This window comes from Pseudomonas sp. ATCC 13867 (genome assembly GCF_000349845.1).
In the GTDB taxonomy this organism is placed as follows: domain Bacteria; phylum Pseudomonadota; class Gammaproteobacteria; order Pseudomonadales; family Pseudomonadaceae; genus Pseudomonas.
In genome coordinates this window covers 241,662-267,246 of sequence record NC_020829.1, presented here as the reverse complement: position 1 = coordinate 267,246, position 25,585 = coordinate 241,662, and the positions used below count along the sequence as shown (strand labels likewise).

Below are 25,585 nucleotides of genomic sequence, written 5' to 3'. Positions count from 1 at the left end.
TTCCGACAGCACAACGGATCGCGGCCCGCTGGTCGAGCCTCACTGAGGGTCCGTGAAGGTGACCTCCACATAATGCCGGGCATGGATGGCCGGAATGGGTGCAACGGGCTCGTCGAGCATCGACCCGGAGAAGCAGCGCAGGTGGTTGCTCACCATGTCGTAGCCGGAAAGATGACTGAAGACGATCCCTCCGGAGAAGCGGGGGTTGATGTCCATCAGTTGTGACGTGCCGTCCTGCACCAGAAACTCGATGTTGATGCAGCCATTGGCGTCCAGGGTCCGCGCGATCTGGCCTGCCGCATCGACCAGCAACGGGTCGTTCAGCATCCTCACGGTCAGGCCGGCGCCATTGGGGGTTCGCACCAGCTCCTGGCGGGCGATGCCCGCCCACTGCCCCGTCTCGCGCTGTCGCACGATATCCACGACGCACACGTCGCCATCGAGCAGCGGCTGCACGACGTACTCGCGATCCTTCAGCTTCTTGCGGAAGTGGCGCAGGTCCTCCCCGTCGTAGATCCGCACCAGGCCCTCGCTGTTGCGGCCGTCGCGCGGTTTGGCGAGCAACGGAAAGGCCAGGTCTTCCACGGCGGAATCTTCCATCTTCCAGGTCGGGATGGGACGAATGTCCGGATTGTCCCGAAACGCCTCGAAGACGAGCCACTTGTCCCGACTGATGTACACGGTTTCGGCGGGCGCCATGCACAGCGTGATGCCGCGACTGGAGAACGCTTCCTGGTGCCGCGTGAACGCATCGACCTCGGGGTCGATGAGCGGCAGCACATGGGTGACCCGCTCGGTTTCGCAGATGTCCAGCACACGGCCGACATAGGAAAGAACGTCCCGCGCGGCGGGCACCCGGTGGAACGCGTCCAGCAAGGGCGAGCTGGCGTTCCATTCCCGGGGCAGGGAACTGACGCCCACGACCCGGGCCTGCGGGTCGCGACGGAGCGAGGTGATGACCGCTTCGGCGGAGAACGAGCCAATAGCGGTCATGAGATAGGTCGGAGCGTCACACGGGGCAGACTGTATGTTCAATCGAGAAACCCGCCAGCAAGAGACCGATAAGCCAGAGCGGCGGAATCTCCGCCACCCCGCAAGCAACGTCGCACGGACTCTACCGCCCACACCCCCGAGTGCCGCCCACCCCACGTCCACGGACTCCGTCCCATGTCATGGCGCGCGGCGGATCGCTCTTCCGCCCCACGGACACCGCTCACTATAGTTCACCCCCGTCTCGCCGCCCGGCGCCGGGGTTATAACCTTATCGCACAGGGCGGGCGTCTCTTGCTTCCCTCGGGCCGGAATGAATCGGCGCGGGACGACGCCCATGAAAAAGGCGGAGCCCTCCCTTTCGGAGACTCCGCCCGTGCGTCACGCCGGCGACATCAGGCCAGCTTCAGCAAGCCCATGCCCAGCACCAGCATCGTCAGGCCGACCCAGCCACGCCACGCCAGGCGCTGGCCGAACAGGGCCCAGCCCATCGCCACGGTGGCGAGGATGCCGAAGCCGCCCCACACCGCGTAGGCCACCGACAGCTCGATGCCGCGCACCGCCTGCGACAGCGCGGTGAAGGCGCCCAGCACACAGAGAATCGAGAAGACGCCCAGGGCGCGCTTGCGAAAGCCGTCGGAATACTTCAGCAGCAGGTTGGCGATCACTTCCAGGACAATGGCGAGGCCCAGCCAGGCCATCGGAATCAGCTCATGGTTCAGCATGTGGCAGCCTCCCTGCCGGCCTCAGGCTCGCCCTTGCGGGTACCGGACTTCACCAGCAGGATGCCGGCGATCATCACGGCCAGGCCCAGCCCCTTCTCCAGGGTCAGGTTCTCGCCCAGCCAGGCAGCGCTGACCAGGGTGATCAGCACGATGCCGATGCCTTCCCACAGGGCGTAGGCCACGCCCACCGGCACATGCTTGATGGCCAGGGCGAGGAAGTAGTACGACAGGCCAACCATGACGTACATCAGCAGCAGACCCGCAACCGGGTACAACGCATGGGTAAGTTTCATCGAGGTGGTGCCAACGACTTCGAAGCCGATGGCGGCGAACAGATAGATCCAGGAACGCATGGTACAAGCCCTCCCACGGGCGGCCGCGCGCAGTCTCGCTAAGAGCATCCTTGCGGCGGTTTTCGGTTCGGGTTCGGTGGCGCCGACTCGGGCGGCGAAGGTCGCCGCGCTTGGCGCCACCAACAGGTAGCTGCCGTTGGGAGGGGCTAGAGGTCGCCGGTCCAGTGACGCTCGCGCGAAACCAGGCGGGAAGTGGGGAGAGGCAAAGTCTTAACGTTCAACATAATGCACACTATATTGCCAATTTCGGGGCCGATTGGCAAATCGACGATGTCGATCATGGCTATGAGCGCCTGTAAACAACCACTCCAGAACCCTGTGGCTCGCCAGGCACCATCAGCATTGTGCAATATTCTGTTCACCTCATCCTGCCTGCGACAGCATGCCGCGGCCATGATCTGCGCCAGCGCCCGACCCCGTGCCGCCCTGTTACTATTCCCAACCAGTACCCTGTCGGAGACCGCGATGATCGCCCTGCGAGACGCCTGGAAGGCCGGACTGTTCGGCCATGAGCATTGGACGCGCAACCTGGTGGCCGGGGTGATCGTCGGGGTGGTGGCGCTGCCACTGGCGATGGCCTTCGCCATCGCCAGTGGAGTGAAGCCGGAACAGGGTATCTACACGGCGATCTTCGCCGGCGCGCTGGTGTCGTTGCTGGGCGGCAGCCGGGTGCAGATCGCAGGCCCCACCGGCGCCTTCATCGTCATCCTCGCCGGGATCACCGCCAAGTACGGCATCGACGGGCTGCAGATCGCCACGCTGATGGCCGGCGCCATCCTCGTGCTGCTGGGGGTGAGCCGGCTCGGCACGATCATCCGCTTCATCCCGGCGCCGGTGATCGTCGGCTTCACCGCCGGCATCGGGGTGATCATCTGGGTCGGCCAGTGGAAAGACTTCTTCGGCCTGCCCGCCGTCAACGGCGAGCACTTCCACCAGAAGGTCTGGCACCTGCTGCAGGCGCTGCCGCAACTGCACGTCGCAACCACCCTGCTGGCGCTGCTGAGCCTGGCGCTGGTGCTGTTCGCCCCGCGCATCGCCGCCTTGCGCCGGGTGCCGGGGCCGCTGGTGGCGATGGTGGTGGTGACGGCCATCCAGTCGCTGTTCCACTTCGACGGCGTGGCCACCATCGGCAGCGCCTTCGGCGGCATTCCCCAGGGCCTGCCGAGCTTCAGCCTGCCGGAGGTGACGCTGCCGCGCGTGCTGGAACTGATCGGCCCGGCCTTCGCCATCGCCATGCTCGGCGCCATCGAATCGCTGCTCTCGGCAGTGGTCGCCGACGGCATGGCCGGCACCCGCCATGACTCCAACCAGGAGCTGATCGGCCAGGGCATCGCCAACCTGGTCACCCCGCTGTTCGGCGGCATCGCCGCCACCGGCGCCATCGCGCGGACCGCCACCAACATCCGCAACGGCGGCAACAGCCCGCTGGCCGGCGTCACCCACGCGGCGACCCTGGTGCTGATCCTGCTGTTCCTCGCCCCGCTGGCGTCGAACATTCCGCTCTGCGCGCTGGCGGCGATCCTCTTCGTGGTGGCCTGGAACATGAGCGAGGCGCGGCACTTCCTGTTCATGGTCAAGCGCGCGCCGCGCGCCGACGTGGCGATCCTGCTGATCACCTTCGGGCTCACCGTGTTCAGCGACCTGGTGATCGCGGTGAACATCGGCGTAATCCTCGCCATGCTGCACTTCCTGCGGCGCATGGCGTCGTCGGTGGAGGTACATGCCGACGAAGGCACCGAGCTGGAGGTGGAACTGCGAGGCCGCGGCCTCGCCGAACTGCCGCCGGGCGTACTGGTATACAGCATCGAAGGGCCGCTGTTCTTCGGCGCGGCGGAAACCTTCGAGCGCGCCCTGGCCCAGACCCATACCGACCCGAAGGTGCTGATCATCCGCCTGCGCCGCGTGCCGTTCATGGACATCACCGGCCTGCAGACCCTGCAGGAGGTGATCGAGGATCTTCAGCGGCGCGGCATCGAGGTGCGCCTGTGCGAGGCCAATGCGCGAGTGCTGGGCAAGTTGCGCAAGACCGGGATACTCGATGTGCCGAGGGCGGCCATCTACCACCCGGATTTCCCCGCCGCGCTGACGGCATCGACAGCGGCGCCCTGAGACGGCCAAGCCGATCGCCCTCTCCCGGAAGGAAGAGGGCGTCACGCGTCACCTCACCAGTCGAGCGTCGAGGCTGTTCTGCGCCAGGCGCTGCGCCTGCTCCTTGGTCATCCCCAGGTGCTCGTGCAGGGCATGGAAGTTCTCGGTGACGTAGCCGCCGAAGTAGGCCGGATCGTCCGAGTTCACCGTCACCTTCACGCCGCGTTCGAGCATGTCGAGGATGTTGTGCTCGCGCATGTGGTCGAACACGCAGAGCTTGGTGTTGGACAGCGGGCAGACGGTCAGCGGGATCTGCTCGTCGATGATGCGCCGCATCAGCCGCTCGTCCTCGATCGCGCGCACGCCGTGGTCGATGCGCTCGATCTTGAGCAGGTCCAGGGCTTCCCAGATGTACTCCGGCGGGCCTTCCTCGCCGGCATGGGCAACGGTGAGAAAGCCTTCGCTGCGGGCGCGGTCGAACACGCGCTGGAACTTGCTCGGCGGGTGGCCGACCTCGGAGCTGTCCAGGCCGACGGCGATGAAGGCGTCGCGGAACGGCAGGGCCTGCTCCAGGGTCTTGAAGGCCTCGTCCTCGGACAGGTGGCGCAGGAAGCTGAGGATCAGGCCGTGGCTGATGCCCAGTTGCTGCTCGCCGTCCTTGAGCGCGCCCTGGATGCCGCGCAGCACCACCTCGAAGGGAATGCCGCGGTCGGTGTGGGTCTGCGGGTCGAAGAACGGCTCGACGTGGATGACGTTCTGCGCCTTGCACTTCGCAAGGTACGCCCAGGTCAGGTCGTAGAAGTCCTGCTCGGTGCGCAGTACGTCGGCGCCGGCGTAATAGAGATCGAGAAACTCCTGCAGGTTGTTGAACGCATAGGCCTGGCGCAGGCTCTCGACGTCGCCCCAGGGCAGGGCGATCCTGTTGCGCTCGGCCAGGGCGAAAAGCAGCTCGGGCTCCAGCGAGCCCTCCAGGTGCAGGTGCAGTTCGGCCTTGGGCAGGGCGTTGAGCCAGTCGTACATGGTGGGATCTCGTTATCGGGCGGTCGCGGAAAGTATCGCACGGTCCGCGAAGCGTGCAGGCCAACAGGCCGATGAGGGGCGCCGTGGCCTGCGTGCGAATCTCGTCGGCCGCTCGCTGGTACGCCCTCCGGGCATTGCCTAAGATGGCCCACTCGCTCTTACCGGAAATGGACAGTCCTCGATGCTGCGCGCGCTCAAAGACGAAAAACTCCTCATTCTCGCCCTGCTGGTGGCGCTGGCGGTGTACCCGCTGGAACACGGTCTGCTGAGCGGCGGCAAGCTGCTTGCCGGAATCACCGCCAGCGTCCTGCTGGCGGTGATCATCGGCGTCTCGCTGCGCGTCGCGCACCACGCCGAAATCCTCGCGGAGAAGGTCGGCGAACCCTACGGCACCATGATCCTGACCCTGGCGGCGGTGCTGGTGGAGGTGGTGATCCTGGCGATCATGATGGGCCACAACCACTCGCCGACGCTGGCCCGCGACACCATCTATGCCGCGGTGATGCTGGACATGAACGGCATCCTCGGCCTGGCCGCGCTGCTCGGCGGCCTCAAGCACGGCGAGCAGTCGTACAACGACGACTCGGGCAAGACCTACGTGACCATGATCCTCACCGCCGTGGGTATCTCCATGGTAGTGCCGGAGCTGATCCCCGCCGAGCAGTGGAAGCTCTACTCGATGTTCACCATCGGCTGCATGGTGATGCTCTACGCCCTGTTCCTGCGCATGCAGACCGGCCAGCACAGCTACTTCTTCAGCTACAACTACGCCGCCCACGGCGAGCAGCACACGGCCCATGCGGCCCCCGGCGACAGCCGGCGGTCGATCCTGCTGCTGGTGGCCGGCGTGGTGCTGATCGGCGCGCTGGCCGAGGTGATGTCCAAGGCCCTGGACGTCGGCCTGCAAGGCAGCGGCGTGCCGCCGATCGTCCCGGCGCTGCTGGTGGCGGCGATCTCCGCCAGCCCGGAAATCCTCACCGCCCTGCGCGCCGCGCTGGCCAACCGCATGCAGCCAGTGGTCAACATCGCCCTGGGTGCTTCGCTGTCCACGGTCATCCTCACCGTGCCGGTGATCGAGGCCCTGGCGCTGTTCAAGGGCCAGCCGATCCAGATGGCAATGACCCCGCTGCAGACCGGCATGATGTTCATCACCCTGATGGTCGCCGGCTTCAACCTGCACGACGGCAAGACCAACGCCATCGAAGGCATGACCCATTTCGTGCTGTTCGCCACCTTCCTGATGTTGTCGCTGATGGGACTCTGACCATGCTCAAGATCTACCTCGCCGGCCCCGACGTGTTCCGCCCCGACGCCTTCGAGCAGGGTGAACGACTCAAGGCCCTGTGCGCCGAGTTCGGCCTGCTGGGCTTGTACCCGCTGGACCACTCGGTGCCCGAGGGAATCGACCGGCCCCGCGAGCAGGCGTTGTGGATCTACCAGGCCAACCTCGCGCTGATCGCAGAGGCCGATGCGCTGGTCGCCAACCTCAACCCCTTCCGTGGCGCCGAGCCGGACAGCGGCACGGCCTTCGAGCTGGGTTATGCCGCCGCCCTGGGCAAGCCGCTGTACGGCTATATCGACGCGGGCGGGAGCTGTACCGAACGCCTGCCGCGCGAGTGGCAAGGCGCCGAGCCGGGCCGTGACCGCGACGGCAACCAGGTGGAGGCTTTCGACCTGCCGCTGAACCTGATGCTCGGGGTGCCGGCGCAGATCGCCGTCGGTGGGCTGCGGGAGGCGCTGGAATTACTGAAGGCCGAACTGTTCCCCGAGGAATGAATCCGCTCCCCCACAAGAGCCCCCCGAACATCGCCCATGTCCGATTACAGCCAACGAAAAACGCGCCTGGAGGCGCATTTTTCGTTGGGGGCGAAAGGTCTCAGCGACGGGCTTTCTTCAGCTCGAAATTGAACACCTTGGTCGCCTGGCGGGCCACGATCCGGCCGCCCAGCGAGCGGGGTTCGAAGCGCCATCTCTCCATCGCGTCGCGCACGCTGCGCTCGAAGACGCGCGGCGGCGTCGACTCGAGGAACTGGATGTCGGTGATCCGCCCGGCGCTGGTGATGGTGAACAGCACCTTCACGTGCCCTTCGATCTGCTTCGCCTGGGCGATCCGCGGGTAGCTCGGCGGGTCCATGCGCAGCGGCTTGATGTCGCTGTCGTTGAGGCTGCCGGTCGGCAGGCCTGCCGGGCCTTGAGAGCCGGTCGGCGCCGACTGCGCGCCCGGCGTGGACTGGCCGACGGTCGGCGCGGCAGGCGGCGGCGGTGCTGCCGGGGTCGGCGCCGCGGAGGTTTCCTGCGCCGGTTCCGGATCAGGCTCGGGCTTGGGTTTCGGTTTGGGCTTGGGCGCGACCTTGGGGACGGCCTTTTCCACCGGCTTGGGTTTCGGCTTGGGCTTTTCCACCGGTTTGGGCGGCTCGACCGGCTTGGGCGGCTCCGGTTCAGGCGGCGTCGGGACCGGCGCGGCGGCCGGCGGTTGCTGCACCGGCTCAGGCTTGGGCGGCAGGGTGACGACGCTGACCTGCATCGCCTTGGGCATCTCGCCCTGGCCCAGGTTCAGCTCCGCCGGCGAGGGCACGACCCAGACCAGCCCGGCAACGATCGCCGCATGCAGGCCGATCGCCAGACCCGAGGACTTCCACCAGCCGCTCCGGCGCGGCGGCTCTTCGCCCTCTTCCACGCCTTCCACGGGAACGGCGTAGGGGATCAGCACCTCTTCGGGAACCACCTCCGTGTCCCGGCGCTCCCCCTCGCAGCTGACCAGACGCAGGTTGGCCTCGTTGACGCGCTGGGCGTTCACGCTGGGCAGTACGGCACTGTCTTCCGCCGTGGCGGCAGAGGACAGTTGGTCCTCGGCGGACACGGCTAGACTGGCGTCAGCCGCTTCGCGCGGTTGGGGTAACGACATGAGAAAGCCTGCGGAAAGAGTTCACGAAGCAGTATCTTCTGATAATTATTATCATTCACCAGGCCCGCGAGGGCAACCTCGTCCGTCATCCTGGCTCGATGGCGCAGCGTAGAAGCGCATCGTGGAGCGGTTGTGGATCGACCTGCGCCGCCAGGATCAGCTCGATCCGGCTGTCACGCCGCCACGGACTGGGCGTCCAGGGCGCCGTTCGTTCGGTACGATTGCACGCCAGCCAGCCGGCCTCACCATGCAGCACCGCCTTGGCCCGCAGCAGGCCGGGCAGCGCGGCAAGCCAGGCGTCCAGCTCGGCAATGCGGAAGCGCCAGTCCGGGTGAAAACGCCAGCCGACCGCTTGTCGCCCATCCTCGATGCGCACCTGCCGCAGTGGCTGCTCACGACGCAGCAGCACGCCCGCTTCGACGCTGGCCGGCAGGATGGGCAGCCCGGCCCCCGGCGCCTCCAGGGGCGAAGCGGGAAGCTCGGAAAGCGCCAGGCGGCCCTGCGTGGTCCAGCGCGCCGGCAGCGCCGGCAGAGCGACCAGCAACTGCGCGCGGGCCGCGTCATCAAGGGTTTCGCTCTTGTTCAGCAGCATCAGCCCGGCCTGCTCCAGCGCCTCCCGCTGAGGCTCGGGCAAGGGCTGTCCGGCCGCCAGTGACGCGGCGTCCAGCACCATGACCAGCGGCTGGACCGCCAGCACGCCCTGCCACGGCGTGGCGCGCAGTTGCGCCAGCAGCTGCGACGGATGGCCGAGGCCGGAGGGTTCGATGAACAACCGTTGTGGCCTGGCCTTGCGCAACAGCCGGCCCAGCCCGACCTGGAAGGGCGCGCCGTTGACACAGCACAGGCAACCGCCCGCGACCTCGCCGAGGGCGATGCCCTCCTCGTCGCGGCAGAGCAGCGCGGCATCCAGGCCGACCTGGCCAAATTCGTTGACCAGCACCGCCCAGCGTTCCTCCGCCGGGCGCTGGGCCAGCAGGTCATGCAACAGGCTGGTCTTGCCCGCCCCGAGGGGGCCGGCGATGAGATGAGTCGGGATCTGCTTCAACATTCGCTCATGGTGCCGCCTGACGCTCGTCGGGAAAAGCGCTAGAGTCGCGACTTCTTTACGCACCCCCGGACCGACCATGCGCCAACTCCTTCCTTTGGCCTTCGCCTGCCTGCCGTTGCTCGCCCACGGCGAAGCCTGTGTGGTGCACAGCCAGGGGGCCAACCTCGACGTGAAGGTCTGCCAGCAGAACCGCAGCATTCCCGCCACGCTGTTCCGCGATGGCTTCTGCCAGCCGCAGTTGAAGGACCAGACAGTCCAGGTCACCTACGCCGACCACTGCCCGAGCGGGGCCTTCGGCGTCTGCGAGAACGCCCAGGTGCAGGGCATGCCCTATCGCCAGGACATCCATTACTACGGGGTGCCCAGCGACGCGCGCATCCTCCAGCCCTTCTGCGAGACCCAGAGCCACGGCCAGTGGCGCAAACCCTGACACGTCGTCATCGGCCTGTCATACGCCTCAGGCTTACTGTCGCCGGGTACCTCACACCCTCTCGGCACCCCACGCCGGGCATGATCTTGGTGAATCGGGCCGCCATCCCCTGGCGGCCCTTTTTTTGCCCGCCAGCCCAACATCGGCAACGCGGACGGGATGTCTTCAAGGCCTCGCCTCAGGTGGGCGCTTCCCAGGGTTCGAAGGGATCGGGCAGGCGCTTCCAGGCGGTCGTTCCGGCGGCCATCTCGGCGTCATCCAGCAGGCAGCGGTCCAGCTCGGCGAACAGGCGCGCGAAGTCCAGGTTCTGACCGATGAACACCAGCTCCTGACGGCAATCGCCGCTGTTCTCGTCCCAGTGGCGCAGTACGACCTGCAGTTCGGCGGTGTCCTGCGGCCAGGCCTCGCGCGGGACGAAGCGCCACCAGCGCCCGGCCAGGCCGTGGCGCATCAGGCCGCCGGCCTGGGACCAGCTGCCCGCCTCGCGGTAGCGGCTGGCCAGCCAGAAGAAACCCTTGGAGCGCAGCAGACGGCCGTTGCTCCAGGGCTGGGCGAGGAAGTCGTGGAAGCGCTGTGGATGGAAGGGCCGGCGCGCGCGGTAGACGCTGGAGGCGATGCCATAGGCCTCGGTTTCCGGCAGGTGCTCGCCGCGCAGCTCCTTGAGCCAGCCCGGCGCCCGCTCGGCGCGCTGGAAGTCGAAGCGGCCGGTGTCGAGGATGGTCGCCAGCGGCACCTGGCCCATGACCATGGGCCGTATGTCGGCGTCGGGGTTGAGCCGACGCAGGATCGCCAGCAGTTCGTCACGCTCGGCGCTGCCGATCAGGTCGATCTTGCTCACCAGGATCACGTCGGCGAACTCCACCTGTTCCACCAGCAGGTCGCTGAGCGAACGCTCGTCGTCCTCGCCGAGGGTTTCGCCGCGCTCGGCGAGGCTGTCGGCGCCCTGGTAGTCGGCGAGGAAATTCAGCCCGTCGACCACCGTGACCAGCGTGTCCAGCCGCGCCAGGTCCGACAGGCTACGGCCCTGCTCGTCGCGGAAGGTGAAGGTCTCGGCCACCGGCAGCGGTTCGGAGATGCCGGTGGACTCGATCAGCAGGTAGTCGAAGCGACCTTCGCCGGCGAGCCGGCTGACCTCTTCCAGCAGGTCCTCGCGCAGGGTGCAGCAGATGCAGCCGTTGCTCATCTCCACCAGGCGCTCCTGGCCGCGATTGAGGCTGACGTCGCGCTGCACTTCGCGGCCGTCGATGTTGATTTCGCTCATATCGTTGACGATCACCGCGACCTTGAGGTCCTCGCGGTTCTTCAGCACGTGGTTGAGCAAGGTGCTCTTGCCGGCGCCAAGGAAGCCGGACAGTACGGTGACGGGGAGCAGGCGGTTCACGGGGCTTTTCAACGGGTCGTCTCCAGGGATCAGGCTTCGCGGACGTGCAGTTCGCGCCGTTCCTGGCGCTCCTTGGCCTCGATGCACAACGAGGCGGTGGGGCGCAGCAGCAGGCGGCGCAGGCCGATCGGCTCGGCGGTTTCCTCGCACCAGCCGTAATCGCCCCGGACCAGGCGCTCCAGCGCCTGGTCGATCTTGTCCAGCAGCTTCTTCTCGCGCTCCAGCCGGCGCAGTTGCCACTGGCGTTCTTCCTCGCGACTGGCGATATCGGCGTCGTCGCTGGCCCGCTCGCCGTCCTGCAAGGCACGGAACTCCTCATCGATGCGCGCCTGCAATTCGCCGCGCTGGTGCAGCAGCAACTCACGGAAATAACCCTGTTGCGCCTCGCTCATGTAGGCATCGCCGGGCTGGGCGAGCAGTTCCTGTTCGGTCATGGCCGTCTCCGGAAGGGAGTAATTTGATTATGTTATATTATAACAGTGCATATCCAGCAATCGAGAATCGACAAGCGTGTTCCGACATGCGATACCGATGCTCCGCTCCATCCGCCTCCGAGACCGTCGATGCTGCGCCGCGCCCTGCTGTTCTGCCTGCTCGCTCCCTTCGCCCACGCCAGCGGTTCCGCGCCGCTGCCCTTTCCCGGCGAGCAGCCCGCGCGCTGCGCCTGGTCCGCTTCGGTGCTGGCCTGCATGGACGATTCGGGGAATCGCTACAGCATCGCCACCCAGGGCCACGACACCTACCTGCGCGGCTTCGAGGCGAGCAGCGGCCGGCGCTGGGCGCAGACCGGCACGCGCTACGGCAGCCTGACCTTCTTCAGCGGCGTGACCAGCGACGGCCAGGTGTGGGTCGGCACCAGCCGCGGCATCGGCTGGACCAACATCAGCCGCTTCAGCAGCTCCACCGGTGACAGCGCGCGGCTGACCTGCGGCCGGGTCAGCGGTTGCAAGCAACAGGAACGCTGAAACGCTGACGAGCCCATTGCGGGATCGCCGGAAAGTAAATACGTTATATTATAACAACCGTTGACCGCGACCCGCCCATGACCGCCCTGCTCCCCGATATCGCCTGCCAATCCACCCACCTGCCCGTCCCGCTCGACTGGGTCGGCATGCAGGGCATCGCCGTGCCGCTGCGCATCGCCGGCGAGCGCGTTGCCGCCTATGCCGATGCCGGCGTCAGCCTCGATGAAGCCGATGCGCGCGGCATCCACATGTCGCGGCTGTACCTGGAGCTGGAGGCGCTGGCGGACACGGAGCTTTCACCCGCGCTGCTGCGTGACCTGCTCAGGCAATTCCTCAGAAGCCACGCGCAGCTCTCCCGACGCGCCAGCCTGGTACTGCGTTTCGAACTGATGCTGCGGCGCCCGGCACTGGTCAGCCCGCTGAGCGGATGGAAGCGCTACCCCTGCGAAATCCACGCGCAGCTGGAAGATGACGTGTTGCAACTGGAACTGCGCCTGAGCCTGCCCTACTCCTCGACCTGCCCGTGCTCGGCGGCGCTGGCGCGCCAACTGATCCAGGAGCGTTTCGACGCCGACTTCGCAGGCCGTCCGCTGAAGGCCAGCGAGGTCCGCGCCTGGCTCGGCAGCCCGCAGGGCATCCTCGCCACGCCACACAGCCAGCGCAGCGAGGCGCGGCTACAACTGCGCCTCGACCCGGCCGCGCGGACATTCGCTTTCAGCGAGTTGATCGACCACGCCGAGGCCGCCCTCGGTACCGCCGTGCAGACGGCGGTGAAGCGCGCCGACGAACAGGCCTTTGCATTGGCCAACGGACAGAACCTGATGTTCTGCGAGGACGCCGCGCGCCGGCTGCACCGGGCGCTGCTGCAGCGCGAAGAGGTGTCAGGCTTCGAGGTGCGTGTGGTGCATGCGGAAAGCCTGCACGCCCACGACGCGGTGGCGGCGAGCCGTTGGGTACGGCCCTAGAGCACCAGGTCCAGGCGTATGCGATCGCGGCAGCGGATGCCATTCTCGATGATCGGCTCCGGGTAGTTCAGCGAAAAGTAGTCGTGCTCCACGCAGGCGATGCGGAAGCCCATGCGCTGGTACAGACCCAGTTGCGCCAGGCTGGAGTTGCCGGTGGCGATGTCCAGCCGCAGCGCGCCGATGGCTCGCGCGGCATCGATGGCCGCTGTCAGCAGGCGCCGGGCCAGGCCGCGGCCCTGCCATTCCTCTTCCACCGCCAGGTTGGTGATCTCGATCACGCCCCAGCTGCGCGCGGTCAGCGTGAGCACGCCGCGCACCGCCTCGCTGTCGCTGAGCGCCAGCACCCGCGACTGTGGCAAGTACCGCTCGATCTGCGCGCGGCTCGGATCGGCCAGCAGCAGAAGTGGCCACGGCGCCTGGGCGGGAGTGAGTTCGACGAGAGACAGTTCGGGGAAGAAAGACACCATGATTCGCAGGGGCAAGCCAAAAGGAGGCGACGGTTTATCCTCTGCCGGCCTGTGATGCAAGCATTACGACACCGCCCTGGGGTGCAGCCCGAACGAATCGGGCCCGGAAATCCGGGTCCGATTGCATCGCTTTTTCAGGATCAGACGTAGATATCCCGCCGGCTCCAGGGCACTTCCTGGCTACCGTCCGCGTGCGGCCTGCTGGCAAGTATCTGGTGCAGGTTGATCCAGCCTTTCTTGAACCCGTAGGCGCAACCGGCGAGGTACAGGCGCCAGATGCGCAGGGCCTGGTCGGGCACCAGTCGCGCCGCTTCGGCCAGCTTCGCCTCGAGGTTGGCGCTCCAGAAGTCCAGGGTGCGCGCGTAGTGCAGGCGCAGCCCTTCGACATCGACCACTTCCAGCCCCGCCTCGCTCATGCGGGCGACGGCCAGCGACAGGTGCGGCAGCTCGCCGTGGGGGAACACGTAGCGGTCGATGAAGTCGCCGGCGCCGCGCCCGACCGGACGGCCGTCGGTGTTGCTGGAGGTGATGCCGTGGTTCATCACCAGCCCGCCCGGCCGCACCGCGTCGAACAGGTGCTGGAAGTAGATGCCCAGATTGGCGTGACCGACGTGTTCGAACATGCCGACGCTGACCACCTTGTCGTAGCGGCCGTCGCGCGGCAGGTCGCGGTAGTCGCGCAGCTCCAGGGTCACCTTGCCCTCCAGGCCCTCGGCCCTGATCCGCTCGCGGCCGAGCTTGAGCTGCTCCTCGCTGAGGGTGATGCCGTGCACCTGGACACCGAACTCCTTCGCCGCCAGGCGCGCCAGGCCGCCCCAGCCGCAGCCGACGTCGAGCAGCTTCTCGCCGGGTTTGAGGCGCAGCTTGCGGCACAGGTGGCGCAGCTTGGCGACCTGGGCGGTGGCCAGGTCCTCGCTGCCGGTCTCGTAGTAGGCGCAGGAGTACACCATCTCCGGGTCCAGCCAGAGCTGGTAGAACGCGTTGGAAAGGTCGTAGTGGTAGTGGATCGCCTCGGCGTCGGTGGACTTGTCGTGGCTTTCGCGCACGTAGTCCCCCCCCGCATCGTCGGTACCCAGGGCAGCGCTCAGGGCATCGCCCATAGCGATCACATCGCCAATGGGGCCTTCGATGTCCATGCGCTTCTCGACGTAGGCGCGGCCCAGCACATCGAGGCTGGGCTGGGTGATCTCGGTCAGCAGCGTAGGGTCGCGCACGACGAGAGTTACCTGCGGATCCGGCCCCAGGTCGAAGGCCTGGGTCTCGCCGATGCGGATGCGCAACGGCAGCTGCAGGGACAGCAACTCAGAGGGCAGATTGGCTTTCATGCATACCTCCTGGTCACAGGGCTGAAGAACTATAGACCAGTTCCTCCATAGTCTGTCCCTATGGCCTGGCTCGCGCAAAGCTATCGGGCGCGGATCGCGTCCGGTAGCGCCACGGATGGATAGTTCGCCATGCAAGCGTAGCAGCCGCTCCCGGAGACATTCTTGCCGGGTCTGAGATAGAGCCTTTGCGCAGCGGAAACAATGACGCGCGGACGGCAAGCCCCGTAATCATTGGACCCTGGCCTGGGCTACACTGTGCCTCCTTTCGGCGCCTTCCGACCGAAGGCCCTCTGCAGTGAAGGGGACCGCCTTGAATACCTTCTCCGCGCCGCGCCCGGCGGTCCGCACCGTACTGGTGGGACTGATGCTGGCGATCTTCCTCGGCGCGCTGGACCAGACCATCGTCGCCGTGTCGCTTCCGGCGATCTCCGCCGGCTTCGGCGATTTCGACCTGCTCGCCTGGGTCATCTCCGGCTACATGGTGGCGATGACCATCTCCATGCCGATCTACGGCAAGCTCGGCGACCTCTACGGGCGCCGCGTGCTGATGCTGTTCGCCATCGGCGTATTCACCGCCGCCTCGGCGCTCTGCGGCGCCGCGCAGAGCATGGAGCAGCTGGTGCTCGCCCGCGTGCTGCAGGGCATCGGCGCCGGCGGCATGATGTCGGTGAGCCAGGCGATCATCGGCGACATCGTCCCGCCCCGCGAACGCGGCCGCTACCAGGGCTATTTCAGCAGCATGTACGCGGTGGCGAGCATCGCCGGACCGGTGTTGGGCGGCCTGCTGACCGAGTACCTGTCCTGGCGCTGGGTGTTCCTGATCAACCTGCCGGTGGGACTGGTCGCCCTCGCCGTGTCCCGCCGCACCTTGCGCGGCCTGCCGGTGCCGGGCCGCCAGCCGGTGATCGACTACCTGGGCACCGCGCTGATGATCGCAGGCCTGGGCAGCCTGCTGCTGGCGATCACCGAGGTCGGCCAGGGCGCGCGCTGGAACGACCCGCAGATGCTTGGACTGTTCGCCGCCGCGCTGGTGTTGATCGCGCTGTTCGTCATGCAGGAACGCCGCGCGCCGGAACCGCTGGTGCCGATGCAACTGTTCCGTATCCGCGCGGCGACGTTGAGCTGGCTGATCAGCTTCTTCGCCAGCTTCCAGGTCATCTCGCTATCGGTGCTGGTGCCATTGCGCTTCCAGTCGGTGACCGGCGCGGGCGCGGACAGCGCGGCGCTGCACCTGCTGCCGCTGGCGATGGGCGTGCCGCTGGGGGCGTACTGCTGCGGCCGCCTGACCGCAGTCCTCGGACGCTACAAGCCGCAGATCGTCGCGGGCGCGCTGTTGGCGCCCGGCGCCATCGCCGGCCTTGCGCTGACCTCGCCGGACGCCTACCTGCTCTCGGGCCTGTGCATGCTGCTCACCGGCATCGCCGCCGGCACCCAGTTCCCCACCAGTCTGGTGGCAGCGCAGAGCGCCGTGGACAGCCGCTACCTGGGCGTGGCCACCAGCAACATCACGCTGTTCCGCTCCCTCGGCGGCGCGGTGGGCATCGCGCTGATGTCGGCCCTGTTGCTGGCCATGCTGCAGCCGCTGGCGGGCGACGCCGGCCACGGCCTGTCGGCCAGCGCCCTGCTGGACAGCCTGGGTGGCGCGGGCCACGAGGCGCAGCGGCAGGTGCTGGACCAGGTGTTCAGCCACCTGTTCCTGATCAGCGCCGGCTTCGGCGTCCTGACGCTGCTGATCGCCCTGGCGTTGCCCGACCACGCGCTGCGTGGCCGGGCCGACAACTAGCCTTCAGGCGCGAGGCGACTCAGTCCTCGTCGTTGAGGTAACTGACCTTGCGCAGGTCCGGCAGCAGCAGGCAGACCACCAGCGCCACGCCGCACATGACCGAGACATAGATGTAGAAGTACTCCTCGATGCCGAGGCTCTTCAGGCCCAGGGCGACGTATTCCGCCGAGCCGCCGAAGATGGCGTTGCCCACCGCATAGGACAGGCCCACGCCCAGGGCGCGGATCTGCGGCGGGAACATCTCCGACTTGATCAGGCCGCTGATGGAGGTGTACAGGCTGACGATGGCCATCGCTGCGATGATCAGCACGAAGGCCAGGTAGGGGCTGCTCACCGCCTTCAGCGCGGAGAGGATCGGCCAGGTGAAGAGCATCCCCAGGATGCCGAACCAGAGCATCGAGGTCTTGCGCCCGATGCGGTCGGACAGCGCGCCGAACAGCGGCTGCATGCACATGTAGCAGAACAGCGCGAAGGTCATCACGCCGCTGGCCACCTTCGGGTCCATGCCGGCGGTGTTCACCAGGTATTTCTGCATGTAGGTGGTGAAGGTGTAGAAGATCAGCGAGCCGCCGGCGGTGAAGCCGAGCACGGTGAAGAAGGCGCGCTTGTGGTGGGCGAACAGTTCGGTGAGGGTGCCCGATTCCTTGCGGTTGAGGTTGGACGCCTTGGCTGTCTCGCTCAGCGAGCGGCGCAGGTAGAAGGCGATCACCGCGGTGATGGCACCGACCACGAAGGGAATCCGCCAGCCCCACTCGCGCAGCTCGTCGGTGCTCAGCAGCTGCTGCAGGACCACCACCACCAGCACCGCCAGCAGTTGGCCGCCGATCAGGGTGACGTACTGGAACGAGGCGAAGAAGCCGCGCTGGCCCTTGAGCGCCACCTCGCTCATGTAGGTCGCGCTGGTGCCGTACTCGCCGCCCACCGAGAGCCCCTGGAACAGCCGCGCGAGCAGCAGCAGGGCGGGCGCTGCAACGCCGATGGTGGCGTAGGTCGGCATCACGGCAATCGCCAGCGAGCCGCCGCACATCATCAGCACCGAGATCATCATCGCGGTCTTGCGGCCCTTCTTGTCGGCGATGCGGCCGAACATCCAGCCGCCGATGGGACGCATCAGGAAGCCGGCGGCGAACACCCCGGCGGTGTTGAGCAGTTGTACCGTCGGGTTGTCCGAGGGGAAGAAGGCGTGGGCGAAGTACAGGGCGGTGAAGGCGTAGACGTAGAAGTCGAACCACTCCACCAGGTTGCCCGACGATGCGCCGACGATGGCGAGAATGCGCGAGCGGCGCTCATGGGCGGAATACTGCGGTACGGAGGCAGGTGCGTTCATGGGGCTTCTCTTGTTGGGTTGAACTGCTTCCCGGGTGTCTGAGCGGAAGTCCCTGGCCGCCTCGCATCGGACGAATCGTCACCTGAACCCGGTGATTTTTCGCCGACACATTTGGAAACAGTATAGACAACCTCCGATAGCCGGCTAACGAAATCCACTGTTCTCCGTCACGTTTCGGTTCGAATATCGAACATGCCCAACAGGCGTTTGTCGTTTTCGATTGACCGGCTAGTGGCCAGCTTCTATCGTTGGCGCGCTCTCGCACCCTTCGGGAGACTTGTCAGGTACCCCTCGAAGGGTCGGAGTCCGACCTTGTCCACAAGACAAGGTCGATTTCCATTCCCCTCGTGTTGCGGCTCCTGCCGCCTGGCCTCGGTGCCCCGTCCACACCCCCGGACGTGCAGGCACCGGGGGAATGTTGATCCCGCCCGTCGCCATCGCTCCATCCCGCCGCGAATCGCCCGACTCGACCTTCCGCCGCCGCCACCAAAGCGACATCTGCCGCCTCTATGCTTCCGGCTGTGCTACAGGCCGCGCCCGGCGCGGCTCTCGACGATCCGACGAGGGGCCCCGCTTGAACGCCGCCAATCCACTGTGGTTCGCCATCGGACTGCTCGCGCAGGCGGCTTTCTCCGCCCGCTTCCTGGTCCAGTGGGTGTTGTCCGAGCGCGCGCGCAAGAGCCTGATGCCGGTGCATTTCTGGTATTTCAGCTGCGCCGGAGCGGTGCTGTTGCTGGCCTACGCCACCCACCAGCGCGACCTGGTGATCTGCCTGGGGCAGCTCGCCGGCCTGGCCATCTACCTGCGCAACCTGGAACTGGACCGCCGCCACGGCGGTGGCCGGCCACTGTTCTTCGCCTGGCCCTGGCTGACCTGGGCGGCGGTGGCCATCGCGCTGGGCTGGATGTCGAAGCCCGAGCCGATGCTCAAGGCGATCACCGGCGCCGACCCGCTCTGGACCGCGATCGGTATGTTCGGCCAGACGCTCTTCACCGGGCGCTTCGTGCTGCAACTGTGGTATTCCGAGCGCGCTGGCCGGCCGGTCAACCCGATCCACTTCTGGTACCTGTCGATGGCTGGCAGCGTATTGCTGTTCAGCTACGCCGTGGCGCAGCGCGACCCCATCATCATCCTCGGCCAGTCCTTCGGCATCCTGGTCTACCTGCGCAACCTGGCGCTGATCCGGCGCCAGGCCGGAGGCGCCGGCGCGCAGAGCCACTGAGCCCCGGCGGCATTCGGAAGAGGCCCTCGCGGTTATCGAAAAGCCGCCTCAGCGCTGCCTCTCGAAGCGATAGAAGAGGTTCGGCTCGCTGACCACGTAGAGATTGCCGTCGGCGTCCATGCTCAGCCCCTCGGCCTGGGGCGCGCCGTGCTCCAGGTCGCCGAAACCGCCAAGCGAGCGGAAGCTGACCAGGCCGCCCTGCCCATCCAGTTCCATGATCAGCCGCGACTCTTCGCTGAGCACCAGCAGATGGCCGCTCTTGCGGTCGTAGTGGAGATCGGAGATGTCGGTGCCGAAGACGCTGCGCTTCACCCAGGCGCTGTGGTCGATCACCTTGAGCTGCAACTTGCCGGCAAGGCTGGCGCGTACGCCGGTGATTTCGTAGATCTGTCGCGGGCCGCGTTCCTTGCCGATGAACAGGCGGTCATGCCCGGCGTCATAGGTGAGCCCTTCGAAGCCCTTGTTGTGGAGGCTCGGGTTGATCGCCAGGGCGATCGATTGCGCGTCGCGAGCGTCTATCCCCTGGCCAGGCCGCTCGGGCAGCGCGAAGAAATCGATCTGCTGGAGGTTCTCATCGGACACCGCCACCAGGCCACCGCCCAGGTAGGCCACGCCCTCCACATCCTGGAAGCCGTTCATGGGGTACTGCGCCAGCAGCTCGCCGGTCTTGCTCAACACCGCCAGCTTCATGGCCCCGGCATTGGTCACGGCGATCAGGCGGTCCTGGTCGAAGTCGTAGCTGATGGCGGACAGGTCGGACTCGATGCCCTTCACCGGCAGCGCGTCGATCACCACCTTGTAGTCGGGCAGCCAGACGCTGCGCCCGGCCCACTCGGCGGCGTGCAGCTGGCTGCTGATGTAGAAGTAGGCCCGCTGCTGCCAGTGCCCGGTGAGTACCAGCGTCACGGCCGGCAGGAGCAGCGCCACGACCAGCGCCAGGGATAGCCAGGCGCGCCGATCGAGACGGCGGCGCGGGGGATGCAGCGACAGGATGTCCACGCTGTCGACGGCTCGGTTCACATTCGGACTCCCGGGAAGTGGAAACTCATGAAAGCGGCCGCTTCCAGGCGAAGCGGTAGGCCGGGGCGGAAGCGTCGTCGGCGCACTGGCCGTTGTCGGCATCGGCGCCGACCAGGAACCAGCGCTCCTCGTAGTCCCCCGTCACCTCGCGGGCGCGCTCGCGACGGAAGCAGCGCTCGAGATCTTCGGCACGGACCATCGCCACCGCTTGCGGATGGCCGCGCAGCCAGGTCAGCGCCTTGCTCAAGGGGGCCGGGGTGTCCAGGCCGAAGTGCACCAGCGGCTGGCGGGCGTAGAGCCAGTGGCCTTCTCGCCAGTGGGTCAGCACCAGCTCGGCGCCGCCGCTCAGGCGCGCCACCTCGGCCATCAGCGGACGACGGTCATCGCCGGGATCGCGCAACGGCTCGACGAAGCCACGGGCGAACCAGGCGGCGAACCAGCACAGCGCGACGCCCAGGAAGACCTTGCGCGCCCTCGGCCGCTCGGCGAACCAGCGGCGCAGCAGCCAGGGCAGCAACGGCGCCACGGCCAGCACCAGCCCGGGCAGCGCGGGGAAGATGTAGAGCTTGCGTTTGCCGGAACTCAGGCTGAAGAACAGCAGCACCAGCGCCACCCAGCCGAGCAGCACCAGCAGGCGTCCGTCGCGCCGGGCCAGTTGCCGGCGCCAGGCAGGCACCGCCCACGGCAGGACCAGCAGCAAGGGCAGCCAGTACTGCGGGATGACCTTGACGAAGAAGTACCAGAACGGCTCCTGATGCTGCCAGGCGCTGGCGTAGCGCTTGGCGGTCTGCTGCAGGAGGATGTCGTCGAGGTAGGCGCGGCCATCGGCGCTGCCGCTCCAGAGCACATGCAGCGCCACCGGCACCAGCCACAGCGCGATGACCACCAGGGCCACCAGCAGGCCCAGCCACCAGGCGCGCGCCTGGCCGGGCATGCGCACTACGCCAGCCCATCCCTGGCGCACGGCATAGGCGTAGGGAATCAGCATCAGCGCCGGCAGGAAACCCACGCCCTTGCTGATGATGCCCAGCCCCATCGCCGCGCAGGCCAGGTAGAACCAGCACCACGCCGGGCCGAGCAGCAGGTGGCGGCAGAGGCCGTAGACGCCCAGGCTGATCCACAGGCAAAGGAAGCCGTCGATAGCGCCGTCGCGCAGCACCGAATAGGTCTGGTAGGTGGCCAGGAACAGCAGCCCGGCGATCAACCCGATACGGCGCTTCCACAGACGGCGGCCGAGGTCGTAGAGACAGGCGGTGGCCACCAGGCCGGCGCCGAAGGCCGGCAGGAACAGCGCCAGGTTCGGCGCCAGCCCCAGGCGCAGCAGCAGCGCCACCAGCCACATGAACAGCGGCGGCTTGTCCGGGTAGATTTCCGCGGCGCAATGGGGGATCAGCCAGTCACCGTTCTGCAGCATCTCCAGGGCCACGCCGAGGAAGCGCTCCTCATCGACGTTGCTCGGCTGGCGCAGCCCCAGGCCGGCCCCCAGCAGCAGGGCCGCCAGCGCCAGCAGCAACCAGGGCCGCTCGGCGCAGCGCCACCACCAGGAATACCGCGCGCCGACCCTCGCGCGCGGCGGCGCCAGGCGGGAAAGCGAATTGCCGGAGTCGCCCTGGCTCGCCATGCCTCAGCGCCCCAGTTCGTGGGGAACGGCATCCAGGCGCGTGCGGCGGATCAGCCACCAGACGCCGAACAGATCGAGGATGCCTACCAGAGCACGGTCAAGGTTGCCGTACTTGGACACCCCGGCGTGGCGCGGCCGGTGGTTCACCGGATGCACGCGCATGACGCCCTGGTGACGCTGGATCAGCGCCGGGATGAAACGGTGCATGTGGTCGAAGTACGGCAGACGCAGGAAGGCTTCGCGCTCGATCAGCTTCAGGCCGCAGCCAGTGTCCGGGGTCTGGTCGCGCAACAGGCGCCCGCGCAGGCGATTGGCGAAGCGCGAGGCCCAGCGCTTGCTGGCGCTGTCCTGGCGCTTCACGCGATGCCCGGCGATCAGCTTGAGGCCTGCGGGGCAGTCGGCGGCGCGCACCAGGGCGAGCATGCCGGGGATGTCCGCCGGATCGTTCTGCCCGTCGCCGTCCAGGGTCGCCAGCCAATGGCCGCGAGCGGCTTCGGCGGCGTGGTAGATGGACGTGCTCTGGCCCAGCGAACGCGCGTGAACCAGCACCCGCAGCTCGGCGTAGCCATCCTGTTGCAGGCCCTGCAGCACGGCGCGGGTGGCATCGCTGCTGCCGTCGTCGACCACGATGACTTCGAATGCCTCGCCGGCCAGGGCCAGGCGGACCTCGTCGAGAAGTCCGGGCAGGTTCTCCGCTTCATTCCTGGCCGGAATCAGCACCGACACGCAAGGGCTGTGGGTCATGCTCGGACTCGTGCTCCGTGGCCCGTCACGCCGCGCCGGCGCAGGGCTCTTCCACCGCATGGAACTCGCGGTACCAATGGACGAAACGCTCGACCCCGCTCTGCAGCGGCGTCGCCGGACGGAAGCCGGTGCGCTGCGCCAGCGCCTCGACGTCGGCCCAGGTCTGCAGCACATCACCCGGCTGCAGCGGCAGATAGTGGCGGACGGCCCGGCGGCCCAGCGCGCATTCGACGCACTCCACCATGTCGAGCAGACGCACCGGCTCACCCCGGCCGATGTTGTAGAGCGCCACCGGCGCCTCGCCGTGCTCACCCGGTTCGGGCGGACGGTCCTGGATGCGCAGCAGTCCCTCCACCACATCATCGATGTAGGTGAAGTCGCGGGACATCTCACCGTTGTTGTAGATCTCGATGGGCCGGCCTTCGAGAATCGCCCGGGTGAACTTGAACAGCGCCATGTCCGGGCGTCCCCAGGGGCCGTACACGGTGAAGAAGCGCAAGCCGGTAAGCGGCAGGCGATAGAGGTGCGCGTAGGTGTGCGCCATCAGCTCGTTGGCGCGCTTGGTGGCGGCATAGAGCGACACCGGCTGGTCCACCGCCGCATCGGTGCTGAACGGCATGCGGCTGCTCATGCCGTACACCGAGCTGCTGGAGGCGTACACCAGATGGCCGACCCGCGCGTGGCGGCAGCCTTCGAGCAGGTTGACGAAGCCGCTGAGGTTGGCGTCGGCGTAGACCTGCGGGTTCTCCAGCGAGTAGCGCACGCCGGCCTGGGCGGCCAGGTGGATCACCCTATCGAAGCCTTCGCGCTGGAACAACGCAGCCAGGACCGGCGCATCGGCGATGTCCAGGCGTTCGAAACGAAAGTTGCGCTGCTGCCGCAGAAGCGCCAGGCGGGCCAGCTTGAGCTCGACGCTGTAGTAGTCGTTGAGATTGTCGATACCGACCACCTCATGCCCTTCACGGCACAAACGCCGGGCGGTGTGGAAGCCGATGAACCCGGCGGCGCCGGTGACCAGCAGCTTCACCGCGCCAGCTCCGGGCCACGGGATGGAACACAGTCAGTCGGTACGAATCCTTCGATCGTCATCAGTCGCCAGCACCCGTTGCATTGCCGTGGTGACCGGCGCCACGCCGGCTCCCGCTGTTGCGGCGTGCGCAACCGCTACGGCGATGCGCGCACCCGATCAGGTTGCAGCGCTGAGGGTGGCCTATCGACTTGGCAGGCAGGGGACGGTTTCGTGAAGCTTTGGCGGGAGTCGTGCGACGGATTTGTTGCGAGAGCCGCGAAGGACGGAAACGAACAAGGGGCCGGCGCGATGCGCGGGCCCCCTGCGGGTGGAGCTGCGGTGACCGGGTTATTCCACGGTCACAGACTTGGCCAGGTTGCGCGGCTGGTCGACGTCGGTGCCCTTGAGCACGGCGACGTAGTAGGACAGCAACTGCAGCGGCACGGTGTAGAGGATCGGCGCCAGGCAGTCGTGGATCGCCGGCATGCCCACCACGTGGGTGCCCTCGCCATTGGAGATACCGCTGCCGCCCTCGGCGAAGACCACCAGCTCGCCGCCACGGGCGCGGACTTCCTGCAGGTTGGACTTGAGCTTTTCCAGCAGTTCGTTGTTCGGCGCCACGGTGACCACCGGCATGTCGGCGTCCACCAGGGCCAGCGGGCCGTGCTTGAGCTCGCCGGCCGGGTAGGCTTCGGCATGGATGTAGGAGATCTCCTTGAGCTTCAGCGCGCCTTCCATCGCCACCGGGTACTGCGCGCCACGACCAAGGAACAGGGTGTGGTGCTTCTCGGCGAACAGCTCGCTGACCTTCTCCACCACCTTGTCCATCGCCAGCGCCTCTTCCAGGCGAGTCGGCAGGCGACGCAGCTCGTTCACCAGTTCGGCTTCGACGCCGTCGTTCAGGCGCTTCTGCACCTGGCCGATGCCGAGGGTCAGCAGCAACAGGGCAACCAGCTGGGTGGTGAAGGCCTTGGTGGACGCCACGCCGATTTCCGGGCCGGCGTTGGTCAGCAGGGTCATGTCCGACTCGCGCACCAGCGAACTGGTGGCGACGTTGCAGATCGAGAGGCTTGCGAGGAAGCCCAGCTCCTTGGCATAGCGCAGCGCGGCCAGGGTGTCGGCGGTTTCGCCGGACTGGGAGATGGTGACGAACAGGGAGTCCGGGTGCACCGCCACCTTGCGGTAGCGGAACTCGCTGGCGACTTCGACCTGACAGGGAATGCCGGTCAGGCTTTCCAGCCAGTAACGGGCGACCATGCCGGCGTGGTAGCTGGTGCCGCAAGCAACGATCTGCACGGTGCGCACCTTGGCCAGCAGCTCGCGGGCCTGCGGGCCGAAGTTATCCACCAGCACCTGCCCGGTGCCCAGACGGCCTTCCAGGGTGCGCTGCACCACGGACGGCTGCTCATGGATCTCCTTGAGCATGAAGTGGCGATACTCGCCCTTGTCGGCGGCCTCGGCGCCTTCGTGGTAGCGCACGGCCTCGCGCTGCACCGGGTTGCCCTTCACATCCCACAGCTGGACGCTGTCGCGGCGGATCTCGGCGATATCGCCTTCTTCCAGGTAGATGAAGCGGTCGGTCACCTGGCGCAGCGCCAACTGGTCGGAGGCGAGGAAGTTCTCGCCGTGGCCCAGGCCGACCACCAGCGGACTGCCGCTGCGCGCGGCGAGGATGCGGTCCGGTTGCTTGGCGCTGATCACCGCCAGGCCATAGGCGCCATGCAGCTCCTTGACCGTCGCCTTGAGCGCAACCGTGAGGTCGCCCATCTCGGTCAGCCGCAGGTGCAGCAGATGGACGATGACCTCGGTGTCGGTCTGCGAGGTGAACACGTAGCCGCGCGCCTTGAGCATTTCGCGCAGCGCCTCGTGATTCTCGATGATGCCGTTGTGCACCACCGCCAGTTCGCCGTGGGAGAAGTGCGGGTGGGCATTGCCCTCGGTGGGCGCGCCGTGGGTGGCCCAGCGGGTATGGGCGATGCCCAGGCGGCCAGCCAGCGGCTGCTCCTCGATGGCCTGCTCCAGGCTGGACACCTTGCCGGCGCGGCGGCGGCGATCCAGTGCGCCACTGGCGTCCACCACCGCCACCCCGGCGCTGTCATAGCCACGGTATTCGAGGCGCTTGAGGCCCTCGACGAGGATCGGGGTCACGTTACGTTCGGCGATGGCGCCTACGATTCCACACATGAATGGGCTCTCC

Annotated in this window: 24 protein-coding genes; 8 read left to right on the top strand and 16 right to left on the bottom strand. The window is 67.3% G+C overall.

The window, feature by feature from the left end; genetic code table 11:
- Nucleotides 1-39 precede the first annotated feature (39 nt).
- The 3 genes from H681_RS01180 to H681_RS01170 all read right to left on the bottom strand — a co-directional run bounded on the left by H681_RS01180 (nt 40) and on the right by H681_RS01170 (nt 2,008).
- The gene (locus tag H681_RS01180) at nt 40-993 is read right to left on the bottom strand and encodes an ATP-grasp domain-containing protein (RefSeq protein WP_015475008.1); all 954 of its coding nucleotides are present in this window, start codon (nt 991-993) and stop codon (nt 40-42) included.
- Between the two features lie 392 nt (nt 994-1,385).
- Nucleotides 1,386-1,715, bottom strand: coding sequence for a multidrug/spermidine efflux SMR transporter subunit MdtI (gene mdtI, locus H681_RS01175; protein WP_015475007.1), 330 nt, complete (start codon nt 1,713-1,715; stop codon nt 1,386-1,388).
- Nucleotides 1,709-2,008: an SMR family transporter gene (locus H681_RS01170; protein ID WP_442961270.1), complete on the bottom strand. Its 300-nt coding sequence runs from the start codon at nt 2,006-2,008 to the stop codon at nt 1,709-1,711. The genes mdtI and H681_RS01170 overlap by 7 nt, the downstream gene beginning before the upstream one ends.
- Nucleotides 2,009-2,533: 525 nt before the next feature.
- Between H681_RS01170 and H681_RS01165 the strand changes: the two genes are divergently transcribed.
- A complete protein-coding gene (locus H681_RS01165; RefSeq protein ID WP_015475005.1) occupies nt 2,534-4,177 on the top strand; it encodes a SulP family inorganic anion transporter in 1,644 nt (547 codons plus the stop codon).
- A gap of 48 nt (nt 4,178-4,225) precedes the next feature.
- On the opposite strand, the gene H681_RS01160 is transcribed toward H681_RS01165, so the two are convergent.
- Nucleotides 4,226-5,176, bottom strand: a complete 951-nt coding sequence (locus tag H681_RS01160; protein ID WP_015475004.1) for an adenosine deaminase — start codon at nt 5,174-5,176, stop codon at nt 4,226-4,228.
- 181 nt (nt 5,177-5,357) lie between these two features.
- Here H681_RS01160 and H681_RS01155 point away from each other — a divergent pair, with 181 nt between their 5' ends.
- Both H681_RS01155 and H681_RS01150 read left to right on the top strand, forming a co-directional pair.
- Nucleotides 5,358-6,440 carry a calcium:proton antiporter gene (locus H681_RS01155; protein ID WP_015475003.1) on the top strand — a complete coding sequence of 361 codons (1,083 nt, stop codon included), beginning with the start codon at nt 5,358-5,360 and terminating at the stop codon, nt 6,438-6,440.
- Between the two features lie 2 nt (nt 6,441-6,442).
- Nucleotides 6,443-6,952, top strand: coding sequence for a nucleoside 2-deoxyribosyltransferase (locus tag H681_RS01150; RefSeq protein ID WP_015475002.1), 510 nt, complete (start codon nt 6,443-6,445; stop codon nt 6,950-6,952).
- A gap of 100 nt (nt 6,953-7,052) precedes the next feature.
- On the opposite strand, the gene H681_RS01145 is transcribed toward H681_RS01150, so the two are convergent.
- Nucleotides 7,053-8,081 (bottom strand): energy transducer TonB, encoded by a 1,029-nt coding sequence (locus H681_RS01145; RefSeq protein ID WP_041711655.1) that lies wholly within the window; start codon nt 8,079-8,081, stop codon nt 7,053-7,055.
- 85 nt (nt 8,082-8,166) lie between these two features.
- Complete coding sequence (locus tag H681_RS01140) at nt 8,167-9,129, bottom strand: CobW family GTP-binding protein (RefSeq protein ID WP_015475000.1); 963 nt, start codon at nt 9,127-9,129, stop codon at nt 8,167-8,169.
- Between the two features lie 76 nt (nt 9,130-9,205).
- Between H681_RS01140 and H681_RS01135 the strand changes: the two genes are divergently transcribed.
- Nucleotides 9,206-9,559 carry a hypothetical protein gene (locus H681_RS01135; protein ID WP_015474999.1) on the top strand — a complete coding sequence of 118 codons (354 nt, stop codon included), beginning with the start codon at nt 9,206-9,208 and terminating at the stop codon, nt 9,557-9,559.
- Nucleotides 9,560-9,737: 178 nt separating this feature from the next.
- Here the strand turns inward: H681_RS01135 and zigA are convergent, their stop codons facing one another.
- Together zigA and dksA are read right to left on the bottom strand one after the other, a co-directional pair.
- Entirely contained in the window at nt 9,738-10,940 is a 1,203-nt protein-coding gene (zigA, locus tag H681_RS01130) for a zinc metallochaperone GTPase ZigA (RefSeq protein WP_015474998.1), read from the bottom strand.
- 29 nt (nt 10,941-10,969) lie between these two features.
- Nucleotides 10,970-11,374 (bottom strand): RNA polymerase-binding protein DksA, encoded by a 405-nt coding sequence (gene dksA / locus H681_RS01125; RefSeq protein ID WP_015474997.1) that lies wholly within the window; start codon nt 11,372-11,374, stop codon nt 10,970-10,972.
- A gap of 132 nt (nt 11,375-11,506) precedes the next feature.
- Between dksA and H681_RS01120 the strand changes: the two genes are divergently transcribed.
- Together H681_RS01120 and folE2 are read left to right on the top strand one after the other, a co-directional pair.
- Nucleotides 11,507-11,905, top strand: a complete 399-nt coding sequence (locus H681_RS01120) for a hypothetical protein (protein ID WP_041712318.1) — start codon at nt 11,507-11,509, stop codon at nt 11,903-11,905.
- Nucleotides 11,906-11,982: 77 nt separating this feature from the next.
- A complete protein-coding gene (gene folE2 / locus H681_RS01115) occupies nt 11,983-12,870 on the top strand; it encodes a GTP cyclohydrolase FolE2 (protein WP_015474995.1) in 888 nt (295 codons plus the stop codon).
- Here folE2 and H681_RS01110 read toward each other — a convergent pair.
- Nucleotides 12,867-13,337 (bottom strand): GNAT family N-acetyltransferase, encoded by a 471-nt coding sequence (locus H681_RS01110; protein ID WP_041712315.1) that lies wholly within the window; start codon nt 13,335-13,337, stop codon nt 12,867-12,869. The two genes, folE2 and H681_RS01110, sit on opposite strands and share 4 nt — an antisense overlap.
- Nucleotides 13,338-13,477: 140 nt before the next feature.
- Complete coding sequence (cfaB, locus tag H681_RS01105) at nt 13,478-14,662, bottom strand: C17 cyclopropane fatty acid synthase CfaB (protein WP_015474993.1); 1,185 nt, start codon at nt 14,660-14,662, stop codon at nt 13,478-13,480.
- 364 nt (nt 14,663-15,026) lie between these two features.
- Here cfaB and H681_RS01100 point away from each other — a divergent pair, with 364 nt between their 5' ends.
- Nucleotides 15,027-16,445: an MDR family MFS transporter gene (locus H681_RS01100; RefSeq protein WP_086009586.1), complete on the top strand. Its 1,419-nt coding sequence runs from the start codon at nt 15,027-15,029 to the stop codon at nt 16,443-16,445.
- Nucleotides 16,446-16,464: 19 nt separating this feature from the next.
- On the opposite strand, the gene H681_RS01095 is transcribed toward H681_RS01100, so the two are convergent.
- Nucleotides 16,465-17,772 carry an MFS family transporter gene (locus H681_RS01095; RefSeq protein WP_015474991.1) on the bottom strand — a complete coding sequence of 436 codons (1,308 nt, stop codon included), beginning with the start codon at nt 17,770-17,772 and terminating at the stop codon, nt 16,465-16,467.
- 574 nt (nt 17,773-18,346) lie between these two features.
- Here H681_RS01095 and H681_RS27170 point away from each other — a divergent pair.
- Nucleotides 18,347-18,994 carry a lipid-A-disaccharide synthase N-terminal domain-containing protein gene (locus tag H681_RS27170; protein ID WP_015474990.1) on the top strand — a complete coding sequence of 216 codons (648 nt, stop codon included), beginning with the start codon at nt 18,347-18,349 and terminating at the stop codon, nt 18,992-18,994.
- A 48-nt stretch (nt 18,995-19,042) separates the two neighbouring features.
- Here H681_RS27170 and H681_RS01085 read toward each other — a convergent pair whose 3' ends face one another.
- The 5 genes from H681_RS01085 to glmS form a co-directional block, all read right to left on the bottom strand.
- Nucleotides 19,043-20,014: an SdiA-regulated domain-containing protein gene (locus H681_RS01085; RefSeq protein ID WP_015474989.1), complete on the bottom strand. Its 972-nt coding sequence runs from the start codon at nt 20,012-20,014 to the stop codon at nt 19,043-19,045.
- Between the two features lie 25 nt (nt 20,015-20,039).
- Nucleotides 20,040-21,635 carry an ArnT family glycosyltransferase gene (locus H681_RS01080; RefSeq protein ID WP_015474988.1) on the bottom strand — a complete coding sequence of 532 codons (1,596 nt, stop codon included), beginning with the start codon at nt 21,633-21,635 and terminating at the stop codon, nt 20,040-20,042.
- Nucleotides 21,636-21,638: 3 nt separating this feature from the next.
- Complete coding sequence (locus tag H681_RS01075) at nt 21,639-22,379, bottom strand: glycosyltransferase family 2 protein (RefSeq protein WP_015474987.1); 741 nt, start codon at nt 22,377-22,379, stop codon at nt 21,639-21,641.
- A gap of 25 nt (nt 22,380-22,404) precedes the next feature.
- Entirely contained in the window at nt 22,405-23,406 is a 1,002-nt protein-coding gene (locus H681_RS01070; RefSeq protein ID WP_015474986.1) for an NAD-dependent epimerase/dehydratase family protein, read from the bottom strand.
- Between the two features lie 330 nt (nt 23,407-23,736).
- The gene (gene glmS, locus H681_RS01065; RefSeq protein ID WP_015474985.1) at nt 23,737-25,572 is read right to left on the bottom strand and encodes a glutamine--fructose-6-phosphate transaminase (isomerizing); all 1,836 of its coding nucleotides are present in this window, start codon (nt 25,570-25,572) and stop codon (nt 23,737-23,739) included.
- Between the last annotated feature and the right edge of the window lie 13 nt (nt 25,573-25,585).